18 protein-coding genes are annotated in these 22,012 nt (G+C 55.1%); 8 read left to right on the plus strand and 10 right to left on the minus strand.

Going from position 1 to position 22,012, the window contains the following annotated elements; translation table 11 throughout:
• Positions 1-10: 10 nt before the first annotated feature.
• Positions 11-1,144: an acyltransferase family protein gene (locus tag BXP70_RS08920; protein WP_086593677.1), complete on the minus strand. Its 1,134-nt coding sequence runs from the start codon at positions 1,142-1,144 to the stop codon at positions 11-13.
• Between the two features lie 507 nt (positions 1,145-1,651).
• On the opposite strand from BXP70_RS08920, the gene BXP70_RS08925 reads away from it, so the two are divergent.
• From BXP70_RS08925 to BXP70_RS08950, 6 genes are all read left to right on the plus strand, one after another.
• Positions 1,652-1,984, plus strand: a complete 333-nt coding sequence (locus BXP70_RS08925) for a hypothetical protein (protein ID WP_143436429.1) — start codon at positions 1,652-1,654, stop codon at positions 1,982-1,984.
• Between the two features lie 107 nt (positions 1,985-2,091).
• Positions 2,092-3,666 carry an NAD(P)/FAD-dependent oxidoreductase gene (locus tag BXP70_RS08930; RefSeq protein ID WP_086593679.1) on the plus strand — a complete coding sequence of 525 codons (1,575 nt, stop codon included), beginning with the start codon at positions 2,092-2,094 and terminating at the stop codon, positions 3,664-3,666.
• Between the two features lie 85 nt (positions 3,667-3,751).
• A complete protein-coding gene (locus BXP70_RS08935; RefSeq protein ID WP_086593680.1) occupies positions 3,752-4,111 on the plus strand; it encodes a CoA-binding protein in 360 nt (119 codons plus the stop codon).
• A gap of 207 nt (positions 4,112-4,318) precedes the next feature.
• On the plus strand, positions 4,319-4,900 hold the full coding sequence (locus tag BXP70_RS08940) for an RNA polymerase sigma factor (protein WP_086593799.1): 582 nt from the start codon (positions 4,319-4,321) through the stop codon (positions 4,898-4,900).
• The gene (locus tag BXP70_RS08945; protein WP_086593681.1) at positions 4,881-5,732 is read left to right on the plus strand and encodes a hypothetical protein; all 852 of its coding nucleotides are present in this window, start codon (positions 4,881-4,883) and stop codon (positions 5,730-5,732) included. Before BXP70_RS08940 ends, BXP70_RS08945 begins: the two co-directional genes overlap by 20 nt.
• Positions 5,733-5,858: 126 nt before the next feature.
• Positions 5,859-6,986: an outer membrane beta-barrel protein gene (locus BXP70_RS08950; protein ID WP_086593682.1), complete on the plus strand. Its 1,128-nt coding sequence runs from the start codon at positions 5,859-5,861 to the stop codon at positions 6,984-6,986.
• 165 nt (positions 6,987-7,151) lie between these two features.
• On the opposite strand, the gene BXP70_RS08955 is transcribed toward BXP70_RS08950, so the two are convergent.
• Genes BXP70_RS08955 through BXP70_RS08965 form a run of 3 tightly spaced genes read right to left on the minus strand, consistent with a single transcriptional unit; the run spans position 7,152 to position 11,040 of the window.
• Entirely contained in the window at positions 7,152-9,413 is a 2,262-nt protein-coding gene (locus BXP70_RS08955; protein WP_086593683.1) for a xanthine dehydrogenase family protein molybdopterin-binding subunit, read from the minus strand.
• Between the two features lie 23 nt (positions 9,414-9,436).
• Entirely contained in the window at positions 9,437-10,420 is a 984-nt protein-coding gene (locus tag BXP70_RS08960) for an FAD binding domain-containing protein (RefSeq protein ID WP_086593684.1), read from the minus strand.
• Positions 10,417-11,040 carry a (2Fe-2S)-binding protein gene (locus BXP70_RS08965; RefSeq protein WP_086593685.1) on the minus strand — a complete coding sequence of 208 codons (624 nt, stop codon included), beginning with the start codon at positions 11,038-11,040 and terminating at the stop codon, positions 10,417-10,419. Before BXP70_RS08965 ends, BXP70_RS08960 begins: the two co-directional genes overlap by 4 nt.
• 529 nt (positions 11,041-11,569) lie before the next feature.
• Between BXP70_RS08965 and BXP70_RS08970 the strand changes: the two genes are divergently transcribed.
• On the plus strand, positions 11,570-13,753 hold the full coding sequence (locus tag BXP70_RS08970; RefSeq protein ID WP_086593686.1) for a lectin-like domain-containing protein: 2,184 nt from the start codon (positions 11,570-11,572) through the stop codon (positions 13,751-13,753).
• A 40-nt stretch (positions 13,754-13,793) separates the two neighbouring features.
• Here BXP70_RS08970 and BXP70_RS08975 read toward each other — a convergent pair whose 3' ends face one another.
• The 3 genes from BXP70_RS08975 to BXP70_RS08985 all read right to left on the minus strand — a co-directional run bounded on the left by BXP70_RS08975 (position 13,794) and on the right by BXP70_RS08985 (position 16,727).
• The gene (locus BXP70_RS08975; protein ID WP_086593800.1) at positions 13,794-14,540 is read right to left on the minus strand and encodes a TrmH family RNA methyltransferase; all 747 of its coding nucleotides are present in this window, start codon (positions 14,538-14,540) and stop codon (positions 13,794-13,796) included.
• A gap of 75 nt (positions 14,541-14,615) precedes the next feature.
• Entirely contained in the window at positions 14,616-15,686 is a 1,071-nt protein-coding gene (locus BXP70_RS08980) for a 3-oxoacyl-ACP synthase III family protein (RefSeq protein ID WP_086593801.1), read from the minus strand.
• Positions 15,687-15,977: 291 nt separating this feature from the next.
• The gene (locus tag BXP70_RS08985) at positions 15,978-16,727 is read right to left on the minus strand and encodes a superoxide dismutase (protein ID WP_086593687.1); all 750 of its coding nucleotides are present in this window, start codon (positions 16,725-16,727) and stop codon (positions 15,978-15,980) included.
• Positions 16,728-16,991: 264 nt separating this feature from the next.
• On the opposite strand from BXP70_RS08985, the gene BXP70_RS08990 reads away from it, so the two are divergent.
• Positions 16,992-17,567 carry a nitroreductase family protein gene (locus BXP70_RS08990; RefSeq protein ID WP_086593688.1) on the plus strand — a complete coding sequence of 192 codons (576 nt, stop codon included), beginning with the start codon at positions 16,992-16,994 and terminating at the stop codon, positions 17,565-17,567.
• Between the two features lie 163 nt (positions 17,568-17,730).
• Here BXP70_RS08990 and BXP70_RS08995 read toward each other — a convergent pair whose 3' ends face one another.
• From BXP70_RS08995 to BXP70_RS09005, 3 genes are all read right to left on the minus strand, one after another.
• Complete coding sequence (locus tag BXP70_RS08995) at positions 17,731-18,456, minus strand: MIP/aquaporin family protein (RefSeq protein WP_086593689.1); 726 nt, start codon at positions 18,454-18,456, stop codon at positions 17,731-17,733.
• Entirely contained in the window at positions 18,456-20,021 is a 1,566-nt protein-coding gene (glpK, locus tag BXP70_RS09000; protein ID WP_086593690.1) for a glycerol kinase GlpK, read from the minus strand. The genes BXP70_RS08995 and glpK overlap by 1 nt, the downstream gene beginning before the upstream one ends.
• A gap of 161 nt (positions 20,022-20,182) precedes the next feature.
• The gene (locus tag BXP70_RS09005; RefSeq protein ID WP_086593691.1) at positions 20,183-21,808 is read right to left on the minus strand and encodes a glycerol-3-phosphate dehydrogenase/oxidase; all 1,626 of its coding nucleotides are present in this window, start codon (positions 21,806-21,808) and stop codon (positions 20,183-20,185) included.
• Positions 21,809-22,012 lie beyond the last annotated feature (204 nt).

Below are 22,012 nucleotides of genomic sequence, written 5' to 3' on the forward strand. Positions count from 1 at the left end.
TTATAAATTCTTACATTTTCTTTAAGGAGCCCGCTAATTTTTCGGCTAGTAAGTGCGAGGGCTTTTCTAGTAGTAGATAAAATAGGTAAGCTCCTACTACGCACACCATTAAATAACCTAGGTAAGAATAAACAGTTAACGGAACGAAAGTTAACAACGCAGTTATAATTAATGGATGGCATAAATAAAGCGAATACGAGAATTTTCCAAAATTCTCCAGCCAAGCTGTAGGTTGCTTGGTTCTATAATAAATTATTTCCTGCTCTAACCATTTTGCAATTGGAGCCGCCATGATTAGCATAGACAGTGAGTAAGGCACAAAGCTGTGGAAACGCAGCGTGCAGCAAACAACAGTAGCAGCGTACAATCCAATCCGCCACAACCATATTCGTTGGGTCGATACTCGTTGCTGCACAAAGTCTATCTTTTCTGCCATCATTACGCCTAATAGCCAGTAAGGCAGCCCTACCAACCACGTAAGTTTGAATCCAAAGCGCCAAAGATCTCCCATGTAGCCTCGGTCTGACTGCGCAAGCATAGATACTAGATCTGGCTGACCTACCGTTCCAATTAAAATAGCCGCTACTATAAATGCAAAGATCAACTTAACTCTCCAAGCTGTATTAATCTTGGCCAACGTTGGGTAAATAGCATAATAAATTAATTCGCAGTATAAACTCCATACTACAGCACGCTCCGGATTGCCAAAAGGCATTCCTGCTAACATAATGACTAGAAGTGGCACTAAAACACGAACAAGCCTTTTTACATAAAATAGTTTCACATCTCGAATACCATTCCTATTCGGATAATGAATAACAAAGCCTGATATAACAAAAAAAGCAATAACCGCTGATACTCCCACAAAGGAAACGCCTAGTAGCATTCCTACGTATTGAAGTAATTTTAGATTGGAGTGCCGCAAGGCAATTGCAATAGGATTACCTAAGTGCGACAAGACCACGATAAACGCCAGTACAAAGCGAATGCTATTGAGGCCGCCAAACCATTTGGACTGAGTGCTAGGTCCTGACTGCTGGCTATCTACAGTTGTTTTTTTTACTATAGTAGCATCGGTAGTTAGTGAACTTACCGGCAGAAACGCAGTAACCCCATTAGCGGGTATGAATTTTTCGTAAAGCATAGGAGGAGTAAAACATAAAATACTGTTGCCCACGGCGCTCTGCGTGGGAATTACCAATTCCGATTTGCACACAGAAAACCGTTGCTGACACGCTGACACAAACTCATTTTATCTGCCTTCTGCTCTACTTCCTGCTACACTAACCCAAAATTGAATAATTTTAATTTAAATCTTAATTTTTTTTATAAAAAAAATTCTTCATACTTAGCCAAAAGGGTCTATTTTTATTGTAAACATCTGAAAAACAAAAATTTATAAATCAACATTTCCATCCTGAGTCACTTACCAATTCTGCCTTGCAATCAGCAAGTGTATCTTCTTTATGACTCTTTTTAGCCATTGTTTAATGGTCCACCTAGGCACGTCGTTTACAGTTGAGGCTAGGCTTTCCTTCTCCTATGCAACCAAACTGTCGTACCTTGCCTCCTCATCTATAAACTCTTTTGTTCTATAGAAATGAGGTATCCAGCACTGCTACTTAGCTGCCTTTTACTAGGGGGATGTAGTTTGAATTCTGAAAATTCCTGCAAGGTCACTGCTGTTACATTTGCCAGGCAGGTAGATGGGCCCAAAACAGTCCGGGTGAACCAGGAGGCAAAATTTGCTGTGCTTTTGCAAGCGGATAATAGCTGCGGCAAGTTCGACAGCTTCGTTGAGGCGAGCGTAGGTGACACGGTGCAAATTGCCTCTAAGATCAGCTACGACGGTTGTGTTTGCGCTCAAACCAAGCCCACTATTCAGGCTGACTACACGTTCCGTGCAACACGGGCTGGTACGTATTACCTTCAGTTTCTGACTGATACTTCACGCTTCATTGTTGATACGCTCGTGGTGCAGTAATACAAGCCACGTACCTAGCGGAGCCGCCGAACTACAGCACCTATTTTTGTGTCTGCTTAGTACCTGTAAGCACTTGGTCTAAAGGTTAACTCCCTTTCACCCATCACATGTTTGATAAAAAAGAAATTGAAGTGCTGCTTCCGCCGGAAGTAGCCTACGACGAGTTTGCCCGCTACCGGGCGCTGCTACACGCGGCCGGCTTCCAGCCTGGTCAAGCAGATTTTGTTCACTTGAAGCGTCGCTCCATCGACGCGCGCGGCCGGCAGCCGCTCGTACGCCTCCGCGCCGACGTGTGGCTAACGCCGCCCCCCCGCGATATTTTTGGTCCCTGGTTTCACTACCCCGATGTAAGTCAGGCCCGGCGTAGCGTGCTGATTGTGGGTGCGGGCCCGGCGGGCCTTTTTGCGGCCTTGCGCGCCATCGAGCTAGGTATCAAGCCCATTGTGGTGGAGCGCGGCAAAGACGTACGTACCCGCCGGCGCGACCTAGCGGCGCTTAACAAAGAGCACATCGTGCATCCCGACTCAAACTATTGTTTCGGGGAAGGCGGCGCGGGCACGTATTCCGACGGCAAGCTATACACCCGCTCCACGAAGCGCGGCGATATCCAGCGGATTCTGCGCATTCTGGTACAGCACGGGGCCACGCCCGAAATTCTGGTTGATGCGCACCCGCACATTGGCACCAACAAGCTGCCGCTCGTCGTGGCGGCCCTGCGCGACTCGGTGCGGCAGGCAGGCGGTGAAGTGCGCTTCGACACGCGCGTGACGGACCTACTTTTAGAGCAACAGCACCTGCGGGGCGTAGTCACGGCTAGCGGCGAGGCCATTGAGGCTGACGGCGTGATCCTGGCTACGGGTCACTCGGCCCGCGACATTTACGAGCTGCTACACCGGCGTGGTGTACTAATTGAAGCCAAGCCCTTTGCCCTCGGCGTCCGGGTCGAACACCCACAAGCCCTTATCGATCAGGCTCAGTACCGCCGCGCCGACCGAGGCCAACTGCCAGCGGCTTCGTACTCGCTGGTACACCAAACCCAGTGGAAAGGCAAGCAGCGGGGCGTGTTTTCGTTCTGCATGTGTCCGGGTGGCTTTATCGTGCCGGCCGCTACGGCGCCGGGCGAAGTGGTGGTCAACGGCATGTCGCCCTCCCGCCGCGACTCGCGCTTTGCCAATTCGGGTATTGTGGCAGCCATTGAGCTGGAGGACATGGACCTAGCCCAGCACGGCCCACTCGCGGGGCTGCGCTTGCAGCAAGAAATTGAGCAGCGAGCCTGCGCCATAGCCGGCAACACGCAACTCGCCCCGGCCCAACGGCTCGGTGATTTCCTGAAAAACAAAATCTCGCCTGAGTTGCTCGAAACTTCCTACCAGCCTGGCCTCGTGCCTGTGCGTATGGACGACGTGCTCGGCGCCGGGCTGGCTGAGCGCCTACGCCAGGGCTTTCGCGACTTCGGCAAAAAGATTCCCGGCTACGCCACCAATGCTGCCCAGATCGTGGGCGTGGAAAGCCGTACGTCTGCCCCTGTGCGCATCCCACGCGACCGAGATACGCTGCAACACCCCAAAATCAAAGGCCTGTTTCCGTGCGGAGAAGGCGCCGGCTACGCCGGCGGTATCGTGTCGGCGGCGATGGATGGTGAACGGTGCGCCGAGGCGATGGCAACTTTAGCTATTAGCTGATGTTTTCTCGTACTAGTACTGAAGACTTGTTTTTAAATTTAACTGAAAAAGCTACTAGCCAAAAGCTAGCAGCTTATAGCTCCCTATGAAAAAGACCGTTGTCATCGGCGCCAGCGACAATCCTGCCCGCTACTCCTTCCGCGCCGTAAATATGCTCAAGAACTATGGCCATGAAGTGGTACCCGTAGGTATTCGCAAGGGTCAAGTAGCAGGCCTAGATATCCATACCGACCGCCCAACCGAAGAGAGCGTGGATACCGTGACGCTCTACGTGGGCCCGCAGAACCAGCCTGCTTGGTACGACTACATTTTGGATCTTAAGCCTAAGCGCATCATCTTCAATCCGGGCACCGAGAATGAGGAGTTGGAAAAGATGGCGCAGGAGAAGGGTATCCGCACTGAGGAGGCCTGCACGCTGGTCATGCTCTCGGTAGGTAATTACTAGTTTATTTTCAATGCCGGTTCCCGCAGCGGACGCGGTGTTCGCACAGAAGGCGCAGAATTCTAACGGTACGAATCGTTGAGTTCTGCGCCTTCTGCGCGAACACCACGCCCGCTGCGGGAAATTTATTTTCGCTTTCTAGGCAACCGTTCTCCCAACTCCTCCATCTACCCTACCAAACGCCCAATTATCGCCAAAACCTTTACACCCGTGACTGAAGCTGACCTCATTGCTGCTTGCCGCCAAGGCAGCGGGCGGGCTCAAAAGCTGCTTTACGAGCAGTTTGCGGGCTTGATGCTGGGTGTGTGCATGCGTTACTTACGCCACCGGGAAGACGCGGAAGCGGCCATGCTCGGGGGGTTCGTAAAAGTGTTTCGGGCCTTGGACCAATACCGGCACGAGGGCAGCTTTGAGGGGTGGATTCGCCGGATTATGGTCAACGAGGCGCTGGGACAGCTCCGCCGCAAGGAGCCCCTGCACCTAGCCATCGACGACTACCCCACCGACCTAGCCATCACCCCCGCCGAGGCAGAGAGTCAGCTCAATGCGGCCGACATGATGGCTATTTTGGCCGAACTCCCCGCGGGCTACCGTACGGTGTTCAACCTCTACGCGCTAGAGGGCTATTCTCACCCCGAAATTGCCGAGCTGCTAGGCATTTCGGAGGGCACCTCCAAATCGCAGTTGAGTAAGGCGCGGGCAATGCTCCAGCGCCGCCTCGCCGTCGCCAACGCGCGGGCGTCGGGCTCCACCTCCTCACCCAAAGAATATTATGCAACCGGAAGATATTGATAAGCTGTTTCGCGAGAAGCTGCAGCACCACGCGCCCACCCCGCCTGCCCACCTCTGGGCCCAACTGGAAGAGGAGTTGCAACCCGCCAAAAAGCGGCCGGTGATGTGGCTATATGCCGCGGCTGCCGTGATAGCGCTGCTGCTTGTAGTAGGTGCCGGCTGGCTACTGCGCGGCCCTGGCCTAAGCACCGAAACCCAAGAGCTAGCCACTTCGAACACCCAGCCACAAATCGAAAAAAAATCATCCAATCGGTTAACTATTCAGGCAACCGCCCCCGCAGAAACCGCATCTAAGGAGTCAGAAGCAGGTTCGGAAGGGCTAGCCGCCGCGGTTGCTTCTACGCAGGGACCGACCCGGGAAGTGCACACCGAACGGCCCGCGGAAACTACACCTCGCTCGCGCCGCGCCGTGGCTTATACCACCCCGCCCGCCCGCTCTACTACACCTAAGTCCATTCTTACCAGTTCGGCGCCAGTTCAGGCTGTGGCCGCTAAGACACCCGCCGTTGCGCATCCGGAACGCCCGGTGGTTGTCCCCGCGACCCTACCTACCGCTGAGCCGACTCCTACTCCTGCCTTGGTGGCTGCGGCCGCGCCATCGGGGCCTATAATTGTGGAAGTTCGCCACAACAATGTCATGCCAGGTGCCACGGCCTACGCCGCCGACACGGAAACTGGTCATCGCAAAGGCATTGGCAACTTGCTTTTGAAGGCTGGCAAAAAAGTAGGCAATGTGGTGCTCGATGGGCGCCAGATCAACCTACCCAAGGTGGCCATTCCTGAAATCATTACGGCCCAAGTGGAATCTTATACCACCGCGCCGCACCCATAATCGGTTGCCTTGCTCAACTACGCAGCAAACAACTGATTTCCATACTAAGAAGTCCGAGCGACAGGCTCACGGCCAACAGCCGCCTTGTCAGTTCACACTTACTATTTAACACTCAACACTTCTGTCATGAAACGCTTTTTCTCGCTGCTGGCTTTTTTGCTTCTGACCACGCTGGCCGCGCCCGCCTTTGCCCGGACGACCTCACCTAGCTTCACCGATACGATCGTTGTGAAACTACCCAACCAAGCGGTGATGACCCTATTTGTCAAGAACAAAGAGCAGCTGCGCCAACTACGCAACTACAAGCTTGATTCGCTCATGATCCTGCTTGACACGTACATCACCCAAGCCGAAACGGCCGGCAAAAACTCGAAAAACGGGCAGGTGACGATGGAGTTCTACCCCGCCAAAGACCAGCCCGGCAAGGCCATGCCTGAGCAAATCCGGGTGACGGTGCGCAACTCTCGTTCAGCGGGTTCCAGCAACGACCACGTCGAAGTGCGCCTCGGGCCTTCTTTTGGGGTTGTAGTCGACGAGGATGGAAGCAGCGACAACGTGAAAGTGCACGTAGGCCGCATGGACACTAGCAACCGCGACTCGGTGCGCAAAGCCAAGTCGGAAGCACGCTTCAACCGCGTCCACCACAGCAACTTCACCATGGACCTAGGCCTGAATACGTTGGTGAACCGTGGCGCAACCGCTCCTAACACGTACGACTATGCACTGCGGCCCCTTGGCTCCCGCTACATCAGCTTCCAGTGGCGGCACTCCTGGCGCTTGGGCGCTGTGGGTAGCCCGCTGTACCTCGTGTCGGGCCCCGAAATTGCCTTCAACAACTACATGTTCGATAACAACGCCCGCCTGTTTGCGAACGACTCTATGTCATACATCAACCGCGAATCGACGCTGAACCTGCAAAAAAGCAAGCTAGCTACCACCACGCTCAACTTGCCCTTGATGGCTCAACTGTACTTCCGCGATAAGAAAGGGCACGAATCGTTCCGCCTCAGCGCCGGCGGTTTCGTGGGCTACCGCCTCAGCAGCCACACCAAACTCAAGTACGACCGCGACGGCAGCACCAAGAAAGACAAAGACCGCGGCAGCTACAACCTCGAAGATTTCCAGTATGGCCTGCAAGGCATCATCGGCGTGCGCGGCTTGGATCTGTTCGTGAAGTATAATCTCAACGATCTGTTTAAAGAAAACCGCGGCCCTCAGGCTCAAACGCTGAGCTTCGGCATCACCTTCTTGTAAGAGCGTACCAAGCGTTTGGCAAAGGCCAAACGCGCTGGCGCCCCGGTAATGCGCGATATGAAGTGTTGGTAACTTAGGAGTTAAGCACAAAAGCAAAAAGCCTTTCCTCATTGCTGAGGAAAGGCTTTTTGCTTAATACCTAGGGCTAAAATTAAAAGCTAGCTTTTAAATCAGCTTATCCGGCGTGATGGGCAACTCACGAATGCGTTTGCCGGTGGCGTTGAACACCGCATTGGCAATGGCGGGCGCCATACCGATGATGGCGATTTCGCCAATGCCCTTGGTGCCGAGCGCATTCACGTGCGGATCCGGTTTGTTTACGAAGGCAAACTCCATGTTGGGCGCGTCGGCGTGAACGGGCACGTGGTAATCGGCTAGGTCCTTGGTCACGTAGCGGCCATACCGGTCGTCGATTACAGCGCCTTCCGTCAGGGCCATGCCAATGCCGCCCACGGCGCCGCCCATCATCTGGTTGCCCGCAGTTTTTTGGTTAACAATGGTGCCCGCATCGGCGCAGGAAATAACTTTCTTCACTCGTACTTCGCCTGTCAGTGGCTGCACATGCACCTGCACAAAGTGCACCGAGTACGAATACATCGAATACTTATCTCGGTCGCTGCCGCCCGGCTTCGACTCGATGGTGACTTCGACTTCGGCTTCGTTGTTTTGCCGGAGCAGATCAGAGTAGGCGGCTTTGGCTAGCTTGTCATTAGCTAGGCTCAGGTGGCCTTCCATGATAACGATGTCTTCCGGTTTGGCCGCGCTGAAAACCTGCCCATTGGGCGTGGCCGCAGCAAGCTGATGCAGCTTCTCCCGCAACGCGATACAGGCATCCTGCACCGCGGCGCCTACCGTATTCACGGTAGAAGAACCACCCTGCGATGGTGCCGTGGGAAAAGTCGAATTGCCCAGTTGAAAAGTAATCTTTTCCGGTGGCAAACCTAGGGTCGTAGCGGCAATTTGCACCATGGCCGTGCCCGTGCCCGGCCCGATGTCAGTGGTAGCACTTTGCAGCACCACCGTGCCTTTTTTGGTTAGGATAGCTTTCATCTTGGCCGAGCCGCGGTGCGCGCCGAATGTGCCCACGCCCATGCCGTAGCCGACCAGCCACTCACCGCTTTTCACTGAGCCAGGTTGTTGCTTGCGGTTGCTCCAGCCAATGCGCTCCGCCCCCATCTGGAAGCACTCTTTCAAGTACTTTGTCGACCAAGGCTTGCCGTTGTCGGGGTCCGTGTCGGTGTAGTTGCGTAGGCGAAATTCCAGGGGGTCGAGGTTCAACGCGTGGGCCATTTCATCCATGGCCGATTCGAGCGCGAAGGCACCAGTTGCTTCGCCAGGGCCGCGCATCCAAACCGGCGTGCTCACGTCGAGGGAGGCAATGCGGTAGCGCGTGGTTACGTTGGGCGCCGTGTACATCATCCGCGTCTGCTGCAACGTCGATTCCGTAAACTGCTCGTAAGTAGAGGTTTGCCCCACCGACTCGTGCGTGATGGCCGTCAGCTTGCCGTCGGGCGTGGCGCTCATCCCAATCTTCTGCCACGTGTAGGGCCGGTAGCCTACCATCGTAAACATCTGCTCCCGCGTTAGCACCAGCTTCACCGGACGGCCTACTTTCTTAGCGGCAATGATGGCGGCTGTTTCGTGGGGCCAGTTGTGCAAGCCGTTACCGAAGGCGCCGCCCACAAACGTGGCAATGACCTTCACGTTGGCTTCCGGGATGCCCCAATCTTTGGCAAACGCACGTTGCGTACCAATGACGGCCTGCGTCTTATCGTACACCGTAAGCCGGTCGGGGGCTTCCCAGTGCGCAATGATGGATTGCAGCTCCATTGGGTTGTGCATCTCCGACGGAATCACATATTCGGCTTCTAGCTTGGTAGCACCGTTTTTGTAGGCATCAGCCTCGCCGCGCTGGTAGTCCGCCAGCGGCGACTTGGGATTCTTTTTGGCTTGGGCAGGCAGGTAGCCCTGACCTAGGTTGGCTTCCAGATTCGTCTGGTGTTTGTCTTGGTCGTATTGCGCTTTCACCAACGACGCCGCGTAGCGGGCCCGCTCGAGCGTGTCGGCTACCACTACAGCAATGGGCTGGTCGTTAAAAACCACTTTGTTGTCGTGAAAAACACGCAAAGGCTGCCCAGCCGTGGGTGGCTCGGCGGGGTGGTCGCGCTCGGCAAAACCGGGCACCTTGGGGGAGTTTAGGTGGGTAATAACGGCTAGCACGCCTGGCGCCCGTTCGGCCTGGCGCGTTTCAATATTTTTAATGCTACCCTTGGCAATGGTGCTGCCCACCAGCACGGCGTGTACCAGGTTAGGCAGCTCATACTCAGCAGAGTACTTAGCGGCCCCCGTTACTTTCAGCCGCCCATCCACCCGGTTCATCGGCTCGCCAATGGCGCCGCTCTGACTTTTCTGAAGTTGTTCGCTCATCGTAAGGTCTTGGAACGTAGGGATTAGGCAACCGCCGCTGCTGTTTTGAGCGCTTGCACGATAGAGTTGGGTGCCAACTTAAGCTTATACGCGTTGTACTTGAAGGCTTTAGCACCGCGCATGGCCACCTCGGCGGCTTGGCGGAACGTTTCTTCCGTCGCCGGCTTGCCAATCAGGGCCTTTTCGGCTTCCGTGAGGCGCCATGGCTTATGCGCAACCCCGCCCATAGCGAGGCGAGCGTCCTTAATAGTATTGTTGTCGATGCTGAGCGCCGCGGCTACCGACACCAAGGCAAAGGCATAGCTAGCCCGCTCACGCACTTTTAGGTAGTGCACATGCTTGGTGAATGCCGCATCCGGAATCTCCACAGCCGTAACCAACTCACCCTGAGCTAGGTTTGTATCTTGCTGAGGGGTGTCGCCGGGCAGGCGGTGAAACTCGGCGAAGGGAATCCGCCGGTCACCTTTGGGGCCGCTCACCAGCACGGTGGCGTCGAGGGCTACAAGGGCCACGCTCATGTCGGAGGGGTGCACGGCAATGCACTTGTCCGAGAAGCCGAAGATGGCGTGCATGCGGTTATAGCCTTCTAGCGCGCCACAGCCAGAGCCTGGCTCTCGCTTGTTGCAGGGCAACGCCGTGTCGTAGAAATAATGGCAGCGCGTGCGTTGCAGCATGTTGCCGCCAACGGTAGCCATGTTGCGCAGCTGCGCTGAAGCACCCGCGTTGAGCGCCTGCGCAAGTAGCGGCTGCTTTTCCAGGACGAGCTTATCCTCAGCCACAGCCCCATTCAACGCCAACGCCCCGATCCGCGTGCTGTTGCCTTCGTGCTCTATTTTGTTGAGCGGCAGCTTGTTGATATCAATTAACTTGAGCGGCGTCATCACCCCGCGCTTCATCAAATCAATCAGGTTAGTACCGCCGGCAATGATCTTGGCATTAGGATCTTTGGCGAGGGCATCAATTGCGGCCTTCTGCTTGGTAGGCCGCATGTACTGGAACTGGTTCATACCTTCTGCCCTCCTCCTTTTACTTCCTGAATGGCCGCCACGATGTTCGAATAAGCCCCGCACCGGCAGATATTGCCGCTCATAAACTCCCGAATCTCGTCTTCCGAACCGGCGTGGCCTTCGCGCACGCAAGCCACAGCCGACATGATCTGCCCGGGCGTGCAGTAGCCGCACTGAAAGCCATCGTGCTTGATGAAGGCTTCTTGCATGGGGTGCAGGTCGTCGCCCTTAGCTAGGCCTTCGATGGTCGTGATTTCCTTGCCTTCCTGCATCACAGCGAAGGTTAGGCAGGAGTTTACACGCTTGCCGTCAATGTGCACGGTGCAAGCGCCGCATTGGCCGTAGTCGCAGCCTTTTTTGGTGCCGGTTAGGCCAAGCTGTTCGCGCAAAAGGTCGAGCAGTGTAGTGCGCGGCTCAATGGACAATTTATGCTTGTGTCCATTGATATCCAGCCGTACAGGTATCTTTTCGAATACGGCGGCTACTTTCTCGTCTATTTCAGCCGCCGCCGCTTGCAGCACGGGGCCTGGCGTAAAAGCGAGGGCCGTGAGCAGCGACGACTGTTTGAGGAACGTTCGCCGCGCCTCGTCGTGGTTTGGTTGTTCGGGTTCGGGGTTCATAGCTGTGGGAAAGTAATAAGTGCTTGCAAGTCAATACGAAAGGGCGAAGACACGATGCTTACAAAACGCAAGTAAAAGGTATAAGAAAACCGGACCGATAGAAATCGTTCAGAAAAGGAAATTACGATCAAAATTATCAACTCTATTTCCGACCCTATGTTGGGTCGCTTAGAAAGAGTATGGATGAAAATAGCTTACAACTAAGCTTATTTATCTCTTATCCAACCCTAGCCTGCTGGCCTTCTTCCTATTCACGCAACTTCACTAGGTTAGCCTGAACGCACTATTCCGTCCTATTGAAGTTCATCGATTAATTGATCTTGTTCAGCGCAGTGCGATAATCGTTCAACGCGGTTATCAGCAAATACCTGCATAATCATATGTATGTACATGTAATTATACATGAAGTATTGTACTTTTGCATTGGTTAATATATGTATATACATAAAACAAGGGTAGCTTCTATAATGCTACTCAACCCTCTCCGCCCTTCCTGCACTAAGTTGTCACATCTGTTTGCAAATCGACAATGTTTTTTTCTACATCAGGCCGCAAGTTGGCCTTTATCAGCACTTTGCTCGGTCTGAGCGTAGTGGGAAATGCCACGCCAGCTGTAGGGCCTACTGAACTAGTAGCAGTGCCACAAAGCGACTCGCAACGCAATTCGGCCACGCTATTCTGGTTGCCACCAGGAGATACCGATTACCAATTCAACAAGACGGCTAGGGCAAATACAAGTTGTTCAGGGGTAGGCAGCAGTTTTACCATCAACCCCATCAACGATGGAAATGATGGCTCAGTGTGGCGTAAGCAGCTGGTTAGCCTCAATACATCGTTCACCGTTCAGTTCAACGCTTACTTTGGTTCGCGCGGTGGTAGCGACGGGATGACATTTGCGTTACAACGCGATGTTGCCGGGACAAGCCTTGCAGCGGGAGGCGGACAAAACCTAGGGATTGGCGGGGCAACCCCGGTGTTGGCTGTGGAGTTTGACACCTATAATAACGGCACGACCGTAAATGACATCGCTCAAGATCACCTCGCTATTTTTGAGATCAACCAGAGCCGAAGCAAGGACATCAACAAGCCCGTAGCGGGTCCGGTGCAAGCGTATGCAAACGGAGCAAAAATTACGGATGGCAAGTATCATCCGGTGAAGATTGTGTGGACGAAAGGTACTCAGACCTTACAGGTATATTTTGACGGGGCAACTACGCCGCACCTAACCTACACAGAAAACAACCTGGTAAACAATCTATTTGCTGGCAACCCAATGGTTTACTGGGGCTTTACGGCATCCTCAGGCACCTTATATGGGGAAGAGCATAGCATCTGTAACCTCACGTTTACGCTCGACTCAGACGACGATGGCTACCTCGATACAGTGGACCTAGACGATGATAATGATGGCATTGCCGACGTGATAGAAGCTAGCAATGTGGATGCTACTGGCGACGCTGACAACGACGGCATCGTTAATTACCAGGATAGCGACTTTGGACCTTTAAACGCCTACAGCGTGGTAGCTAGCCTCGACCTCGACGGCGATGGCTTGATCAATCAGCTAGACCTAGATGCTGATAATGACGGCATTACAGATGCATTAGAAGCAAGTGGTGGCCAGACCCCGGCGGCGCTAGCAGCCTCCCAGAACTACCAACGCACCGGCACCGAAGCCGGGCGGCTGACCAACAGTGTCGATACGCAAGGTCGGCCGCAGAACAGCGCCAGCACTGCATCACCTGTGCTTGACACAGATAATGATGGGAAGCCCGATTTCCTGGATACCAACGCCGATGGCGACGCTTTTCTGGATTGGAGCGAAGGGTTTGATGACAATAGCAACGGTAAATCGCAAGACGACTACCAGACGAGAGCAGCGGCCTTCAGTGGCGTAGCAACTTATTATCCGTGGACGAACTTGAATAGCCAAGGGCTACCCGCATGGCTACAAGACGCAAACAACAACCGCTATCCTGATTTCTTGGATGTTACTTCCAGCTACTACCACGATACGGACAAGGACGGCCTAGTTGATTTGATGGACCCAACCAATGGGGGTAATGATTACGCGGCCGTTTCCAATATTCCCGACGCGAATAAGAACAACCTGACCGACTACCGGGATGCTGCCGCGGCAACGCCCCTGCCCGTTGAACTGGTTTCGTTTGACGTGCGCGTGAGCGGTAAACAGGCACGTTTGTCGTGGATCACGGCGTCGGAGCACAATAGCGCTTACTTTGCCATCGAAACGAGCCGCGACGGGCTCACATTTGCCACCACGGGTCAGGTAGCGGCCCAAGGCACTAGCAGCACGCAGTACGCCTATCAGTACCTCGATCCGCTTTTCACATCGCACGAAGGCGCTACCGTGTACTACCGCTTGCGGCAGGTTGACAAAGATGAAACAACTACCTACTCTCCTATCCGCGCATTGGCCACGCAAGCGAAGGCAAGCACCACCGCCGTACAAGCGTACCCTAGCCCCTTCGCCACTAGCCTAACCGTTATTGTGCAAGCCGAGCAAACCGAATTAGCCGTGCTTCGACTGGTGAATACGACGGGCCATCAACTATTGCAACGCACTATTACTTTGGAGCCCGGTACTAACACCTTCTCCTTGCCGGAGGCCGCGCGCTGGCCTGCTGGGCTCTACTTACTAGAGGTGCAGCAAGGAGCGCACCGCGAGCAACGACGCATCGTGCACGAATAAGAAGTTGGGGCTAGCTACTGTAGTAGCTAGCCCCAACTTCTTATAGCGTCCGGTGAAAGTTATCTAGTAGAATCGCCGCCGATACGGCCACGTTTAGGCTTTCAGCGCCACCCGCGCCAGGAATAAAGAGGCGCTGCGTGAGCCGCTCTAGTACCTCGGGCCTAGGTCCGTGCGACTCGCTGCCCATGATGAGTACCCCATTCGGGCGCAAGTCCAAGCGGTGAACATTGTCGCCTTCGAGGTGGGCACCGTAGCGCGGCCATTCTGCGGGCAAGGAATCGAGCCAGGCGGGCAGCTCGCGCTGCCACACGGGCACGCGGGTGAAGGAGCCCATGGTTGCCGCCACCGTTTTGGGGGCCCAGGGGTCGGCGCAGGTATCAGAGCACACTACCCCAGCCAGGCCATACCAATCGGCCAGCCGAATCAGCGTACCTAGGTTGCCAGGGTCGCGTACTTGATCGAGGGCAAGCAGCAGCGTACCTGCAGTGGGCGTCAGGGGCGTTTCTGGCGGCAGCTGGGCAATGGCCAGGGCCGTGGTGTTCGTGCTTAGTGTGCCGAGGCGCGTTAGCTCCTCCTCCGATAACAGCTCCACCGGCACTCCCCGGGGCACTTCAGCCCGGATCTTTTCGGCAAACTCCGGGGTCAGAAAGAGGCGCTCGGTGGAGAGGGCCGAACCCAGCAGCTCGCGCACGCTTTTGCCTCCTTCCACCAGGAAGGCCTCATGCCGCAGCCGGTACTTTTTCTGTTTTAGTTGTTCTACGCGGGTTTTCTGAGCTTTGGAGAGCATAAATAAAGGGGCAAGCAAAAGAGCAGCTAAAGCAAAGCCCAGCAAATCTACAATCGAACCGCCGCAACGCGTTGCTTAGTATTGGTATACAACTGCGTTGATGTTCATGCCTGCGCCCACCGAAGCTAGCACCACAAGGTCGCCGGCTTCCAACCGGTGGTCGGCCAACTGCTCTTTCTGTAGTAAGTCGATCAGCGTAGGCAGCGTCGCGACAGAGCTATTCCCAAGCCACCCAATGGTCATGGGCATTAAGTCCAGGTTAGGGCTAGCTTCCCCATAGAGCTGAAACAGGCGCTGCAAGATGGCCACGTCCATCTTCTCGTTGGCTTGATGCAGCAGCACTTTTTTAACTTGCGTGAGCGGAACTTGCGCTTTGTCGAGGGCGGTTTTCACTACCATCGGCACGTGTTGCAGGGCAAACTCATACAGCTTGCGGCCCTGCATTTTCATAAACCGATCGGGGCTCTCGCTCTGCGTAGGCGCGTACGATTTGCCCATGCTCAGCAGCCCGGCATACTCGTAGGCGTAGGTTTGGGTGTGATGAGCCAAAATGCCGACGTTGTCGGCCGTGCTAGCTTCCAGAATCACCGCTCCGCTCCCATCGCTAAATAGCATCGTGTCGCGGTCGTGCGGGTCTACCACGCGCGACAAGGTTTCGGTGCCAATCACTAGGCAGCGGCGCGCATCACCCGAGCGGATGTAATAGTTGGCTTGAATGAGAGCCTCTAGCCAGCCGGGACAGCCAAAAGCGAGGTCATAGGCTACGCAGTTGGGATTCTGAATACCGAGGCGCGCTTTGATGCGCGACGCCAGCGAAGGCACCAAATCTACCCGGTTGCTGCCCTCGGCAACGTCGCCAAAATTGTGCGCGACAATGATATAGTCGAGGCTTTCGCGGTCGATACCAGAGCTTAGCAATGTTTCGTCGGCCGCTAGCCAACCTAGGTCGGAGGCGTTTTGCTCGGGGCGCGCGTAACGCCGCTCGCGGATGCCAGTAATGGCCTGAAAGCGCTCTAGCGTTATTGCAGGCGCCTGCTCGATCAGCGTGCCAGTAGCACTAAAAAAGCGAGTCGCACTAAAATCTTCGTTAGAAACAATAAGGTCAGGAATGCAGCTGCCACTAGCTACTAGCACAGATCGGATCATGGGCAAAAAACAAGAAATAGCCTCGATCAAACCAGGCTGGATAAGGTGAATACGCGGAACAACCTGAGGAACGCAGGCTACCGTTTTACCTTGCCCTATTGAACAGGAAAACACCAGACGTAAGCCTAAAGGTACTATTTCTTCCTTATTGATCAGCTAAAGAACGACGACGTTTGTGTCCGCCATAGCGTTCAAAAGCCTTCTAGTTCGCTAGTGGCTTATACAACAAACCGCCCCGACTACCTCCTGAGGAGATTAATCAGAGCGGTTTGGTGAATTTCGGCAAGGCGGCTAGGCCTTTTTGGCGGCTTCGTAGCGCTTGCCAGCCTCCGACCAGTTTACTACGTTCCAGTAGGCTTTCACGTAGTCGGGACGCTTATTTTGGTACTTGAGATAATAGGCGTGTTCCCACACATCAAGGCCAAGCACCGGCGTACCGCGCTGGATACCCGGCAGGTCCATGAGCGGATTATCCTGGTTGGGCGTACTGGTAACGGCTAGCTTGCTGGCTTTGGAATCGTAGATGAGCCAGGCCCAACCGGAGCCGAAGCGCCCCGTAGCGGCCTTGGTAAATTCTTCGTTGAATTTCTCGAAGGAGCCAAAATCCTTGTTGATGGCCGTGGCTAGTTCGCCCGTAGGCTTGCCGCCGGCTTTCGGAGCGAGTAGCTGCCAAAAAAACGAGTGATTCCAGTGGCCCCCAGCATTATTACGAATGACATCGGGCTGCTTGCTGGCTGAGGCGAGCAGCTGAGCTAGGCTCATTTTTTCCTCGGGCTTGCCCGTCACGGCCTCGTTCAGCTTCGAAACGTAGGTTTTGTGGTGGGCGTCGTGGTGAATTTCCATGGTGCGCGCGTCGATGTGCGGCTCCAGGGCATTAAAGGCATAAGGCAAGGCCGGCAAGGTAAATGGACCGTCGGCAATGGGTGTGGCGCGGGCTTCGCGCAAAAGCTGCTCGTCGTGGACGCGAGCAAATATGGCTGGACTCAACAAGGCACCTGCCATGGTTAGCAGCCCGTTTTTCAGAAAATCTCGTTTCAGCATGAACGTAAGAGGAAAAGAGAATCAAGACAAGCAGAACACTTGCTTCTGCTCTCTACGCGAAAAGGACCGATAGAGGCTAGGATTTCTGCAAACACAAGCCATGTAGCGCAGTTTCCAGAAAAATATTTCATATAACACGAAACTATGTATGTACATTTAATGTATATACATTATATTTGCCTAGTGATTCCTTAGTGCATCACTTCTCCTTTAGAAATCACGGTTTACTTAGCAGCCCTTCACCATTTGGGGCCTCTTTTTAATATGGAAACATCCACTTCATATCCCGTGCACGAACTGATCCGTCAACGCTGGAGCCCGCGTGCCTTTTCGGCGCAACCGGTAGCGCCAGAAGCGTTGGAGCAAGTGTTGGAAGCTGCCTCCTGGGCCTTTAGCGCCATGAACGAGCAGCCTTGGCGTTATATCTACGCCCACAAAGCAGACACGGAAGCTTTTGAACGCTTGGTAAGCTGCTTGTTGCCAGCTAACCAAGCTTGGGCTAAGCATGCTCCTGTGTTGATGCTCTCGCTCGTGAAAACGCACTACGATAACGGGCAGCCGAACCGCACCGCTATGCACGACGTGGGGGCCGCCAACGCCAACTTGTTTCTAGAAGCCACGGCCCTAGGTTTGCACGGCCACGTACTAGGCGGTTTCGACATCGCTCGTACCCGCGAGGTGTTCAACCTCCCCGAAGGCTTGGAGCCAGTTGCCTTCATTGCCCTAGGGTATGTGGGAACTCCCGACCAATTGGATGAGCCTTTCCGCACCCGCGAAACGGCACAACGCAAACGCAAGGCGCTAGCTGAATTTGCTTTCCGCAACCAGTTTCCTGACTAACCGCCCCGATAAAGCTTCTTGTCAGGAAAGCGAAAGCCCCGCCTAGGAATCCTAGGCGGGGCTTTCGCTTTCCTGACATATAGGTTATCAATCCATTGCTAAACATTACTCTGAGTAGCTCATCGCGCTACCTAGGTACTGAGCCTGCATTTAGGTTGAGGCCTTATAGCTGCCCATATAGCACCGCCGCCAGCACGGCTCCCATCAGTGGGCCAACTACCGGTATCCAGGCGTAGCCCCATTCACTCGAGCCTTTCCCGCGGATCGGGAGCAGCGCGTGGGCTAGGCGCGGAGCTAGGTCGCGGGCGGGGTTTATCGCGTAGCCCGTAGTGCCCCCCAAGCCCAGCCCAATCACCCACACCACCAGGGCCACCGGCAAGGCCCCTACTGAGCCCAGTCCGACGGGGGTATGGGTCGGCGTGATTTCGGCTCCAGCAATGTAAAACACGGCCAGCACCAGCACCAAAGTGCCAATGACTTCATTTAGCAAGTTGAGCGGATGGTTGCGGATGGCAGGGCCAGTGCAGAACACGGCTAGCTTTAACCCCGCTTCTGCGGTGCGGTCGAAGTGGTCTTTGTAGAGCACCCACACGAGCACGGCACCTACGAAACCGCCCGCAAGCTGCGCGCCTATATACTTAGGTACCAGCGCCCAGGCGAACTTACCCGCCACGGCCAGCCCCACCGTTACGGCCGGACTCAGATGGGCCCCGCTAGCAGGGCCGGCAATCACTACGCCCACAAAAACCGCCAAGGCCCAAGCCGTGGTGATTACCATCCAGCCGCTGTTATGACCTTTCGTATCAGTCAGCACCACGTTGGCCACCACCCCATCCCCCAACAAAATCAGCACTGCCGTACCGATGAACTCTGCGACAACAGGACTCATCATTGCACATCGGCCGTTGCGGATTCTACCATGGGTTCGGGCGCTACGGGGGCAAGCTTGGATGCCGGCTGCGGCACTTTCGACCACACCTGCAACGCGCGCACAGCCCGGTCCCAGTTCTCGAGTCCTTCGTCAATACCAGCCCGGTTGGCCTTGGGGTTGTAGGTTGTTTCTGAATGACCTAGGGCTTGAATCTCGGCGAAGCTTTTCCAGTAGCCGACAGCTAGGCCCGCTAGGTAGGCGGCCCCAAGCGCGGTGGTTTCGGCCATGCGTGGCCGTACTACTTTGGTATTCAGCACGTCGGCCTGAAACTGCATCAGCATTTCGTTGATGGTTGCACCACCGTCGACGCGCAACTCGGCGATGGGCAGGCCGGAGTCGGCTTCCATGGCTTTGAGCACGTCGCGGGTTTGGTAGGCAATGGCTTCCAGAGCGGCCCGGGCAATGTGCGCCGCTTTGGTAGCGCGCGACATGCCGAAGATCACGCCGCGTGCGTAGGGGTCCCAGTGCGGCGCCCCTAGGCCAGCAAACGCCGGCACGAAGTACACGCCCTCCGAGCTACTGACTTGCTTGGCTAGCTGCTCGACCTGCGATGAGGTTTTGATGATCCCGAGGTTGTCGCGCAGCCACTGCACTACGGCCCCGGCAATGAAAATGCTGCCTTCTAGCGCGTACTGCACCTTGCCATCAATCTTCCAGGCCAGGGTAGTCAGCAGGTTATTTTGCGAAGCCCTGGGTTCCGGACCGATGTTCATCAGCATGAAGCAGCCGGTACCGTAGGTGCTTTTTACCATGCCTGGGTTAATGCATTGTTGCCCGAACAAGGCCGCCTGCTGGTCGCCGGCAATGCCGGCAATCGGGATTTTGGAGGCAAAAATGGTTGTTTTGGTTTCGCCGTATACCTCGCTCGACTGCCGCACCTCGGGCAACATACTGCGCGGAATGTCGAACAGGGCCAGCAGTTCGTCGTCCCAGGTCAAAGAATGAATGTTAAAGAGCATGGTGCGCGAGGCGTTGGTCACGTCGGTGACGTGCAATTCGCCCTGGGTGAAGTTCCAGATCAGCCAACTATCCACGGTGCCAAAAGCTAGCTTACCAGCTTCGGCCTTCTTGCGGGCGCCCTTCACGTTATCCAGGATCCAGCGCACTTTGCTGGCCGAGAAATAAGCGTCGAGCAACAAGCCTGTCTTGTTCCGAATCATTTCCTCTTGCCCTTCCGCCCGCAACTGGTCGCAGTACTCGGCCGTGCGACGGTCTTGCCACACAATAGCATTGTACACCGGCTTGCCTGTTTTGCGGTTCCATACTACCACCGTCTCACGCTGGTTGGTGATGCCAATGGCGGCGATGTTGCTCCCGTTGTGCCCGGTCTTCACCGTGGCCTCCGCCGCCACACCTGCCTGCGTCGACCAGATTTCCAGCGGATCATGCTCCACCCACCCTGGCTTGGGAAAGATCTGCGTGAATTCCTTCTGCGCCTGCGAAACGATGTGTCCCTTCTGATCGAAGAGAATGGCGCGGGAGCTGGTCGTGCCCTGGTCGAGGGCGAGGATGAACTGCTGCATAGAGAGTAACTGAGTGGCTAAGTAGCTTCGCTCCAAGTAGCTGAGCAGGTGAGTGAATGAGTAATGACGTTCAACGGTTTACTCAGCTACTCACCTGCTCAGCTACTTGGTGGGGCTTAAAACTAAAACGTTTGCGGTAATATACACGGAAGAAAAAGCGGCTACGCTTTTTCTGTGACGAGGACAGGTTGGGGCTGCGGCTGGAGTAAGTAGTTTTGCGCCAAAGCGCGAAACTGCGTCACTTGTTCCTGCTCCCAACGGGCATCGTGGCCTAGCTCCTGCGCGAGCAATGCGGCTACCTCTGGAGCCATCCGAATAGCAGCTTCGGCATCCAGAAACAGCACCCGTACCCGGCGCGCTAACACGTCTTCCACGGTGCGGGCCATTTCGTAGCGGGCCGCCCACACCACTTCGGCCTTCAGGAACTCCAACGATTCATCTAGCTTCTCGGCTAGCTCCGGCTGGGCGGCCATGAGTTGCTGCAAAGCGGGCTGATCGGTGCCGTACACGTAGAGGTGGTTGCTGCGGTCGGTGGTTTCTTGGGCGCCGTGGATAGCTAGGTGAGCCGTTTGGCTTGTCGCCGCAGGCAGTTTCCCGAGGGCAATAGCCTTATCAACCGTGTCTTGGCCCATGCGGCGGTAGGTGGTCCATTTGCCGCCAGTGATGGTGATGAGCCCTGCTTCCGAAACCAGAATCTTGTGGCTGCGCGAAATCTCCTTGGTTTTGGCCGAATCGCCCTGTGGTGCCGCCAACGGGCGCAAGCCAGCGAAAATGCTGAGCGCATCGCTACGCTTCGGGGCACGGGTGAGGTAACGAGCAGCCGTGCGCAGGATGAACTCGATTTCCTCTTCCAAGGCTTTCGGCTCCTGGCTGTGCTCGTTCAGGGGCGTGTCGGTGGTACCGAGCACCACGCGGTTGTGCCACGGCACGGCGAAGAGCACCCGACCGTCGTCGGTCTTTGGAATCATGATAGCGTCGTCGCCGGGCAAAAAGGACTTGTCGAGCACAATATGCACGCCCTGGCTTGGTCGCACCAGCTTCTTGGCACCGGGCTTATCCATCTGCAGGATTTCATCGACAAAAATACCAGTAGCATTCACGATTGCTTTGGCGGGCAGTTCGTAGGTGATGCCGGTTTCCTGGTCGGCCGCTCGTACGCCCGAAATGTTGCCGTGCGCATCCTTCAGCAAGCCCCGTACGTCGAAATGGTTGAGCAGCGTGCCACCCTGTTCGATGGCCGTTTGGGCAAGGTTGATGGCTAGGCGCGCATCATCGAACTGTCCATCGTGGTAGAGCACGCCCCCTTTGAGCCCTTCCGTTTTGATGTTGCGGAGGCGCTGCACGGTTTCTTTTTTACTCAGATGCACGGAGGAACCTAGGCTTAGCTTGCCCGCCAGCAAATCGTACATGGTGAGGCCAATGGTATAGAATGCCCCGCCCCACCACTCGTAGTTCGGAATGATAAAGTCTTGGTTTTTAACTAAGTGTGGCGCATTTTTGAGAAGCAAGCCGCGCTCATACAAGGCTTCGCGCACCAAGGCAATGTCGCCCTGAGCTAGGTAGCGCACCCCGCCATGCACCAGCTTGGTGCTGCGGCTAGAAGTACCCTTGGCATAGTCAACTTGCTCCAACAGCAGCGTCTTGTAGCCCCGGCTGATGGCGTCCAGCGCTACCCCTAGGCCCGTTGCGCCGCCCCCAATCACGATCAGATCCCACGTGAACTGGCTTTCCAACTGCTGCAAAAGAGCTTCGCGGCGAAAGGAAACGGTTGGCTTATCGTTGCGCATAGCGTTAATCTGTTTTAATTAATTTCATTTGCTGTTATAAAGATGTAAAACGAAACTAAACGAAACAAGTTTCATTTTGCTTTTTTCACTTTCTACTGCTTAATACTCACTTAGAAGATTATACAACGATGGAATGATGTTTCTTAGGAAGGAGGTACTCCACCTGATAAGTTTCGTATTGTTTCGCACCAGGTTTCGTGCGGA

The sequence above is a fragment of the Hymenobacter crusticola genome, assembly GCF_002154225.1.
In the GTDB taxonomy this organism is placed as follows: Bacteria; Bacteroidota; Bacteroidia; order Cytophagales; family Hymenobacteraceae; genus Hymenobacter; species Hymenobacter crusticola.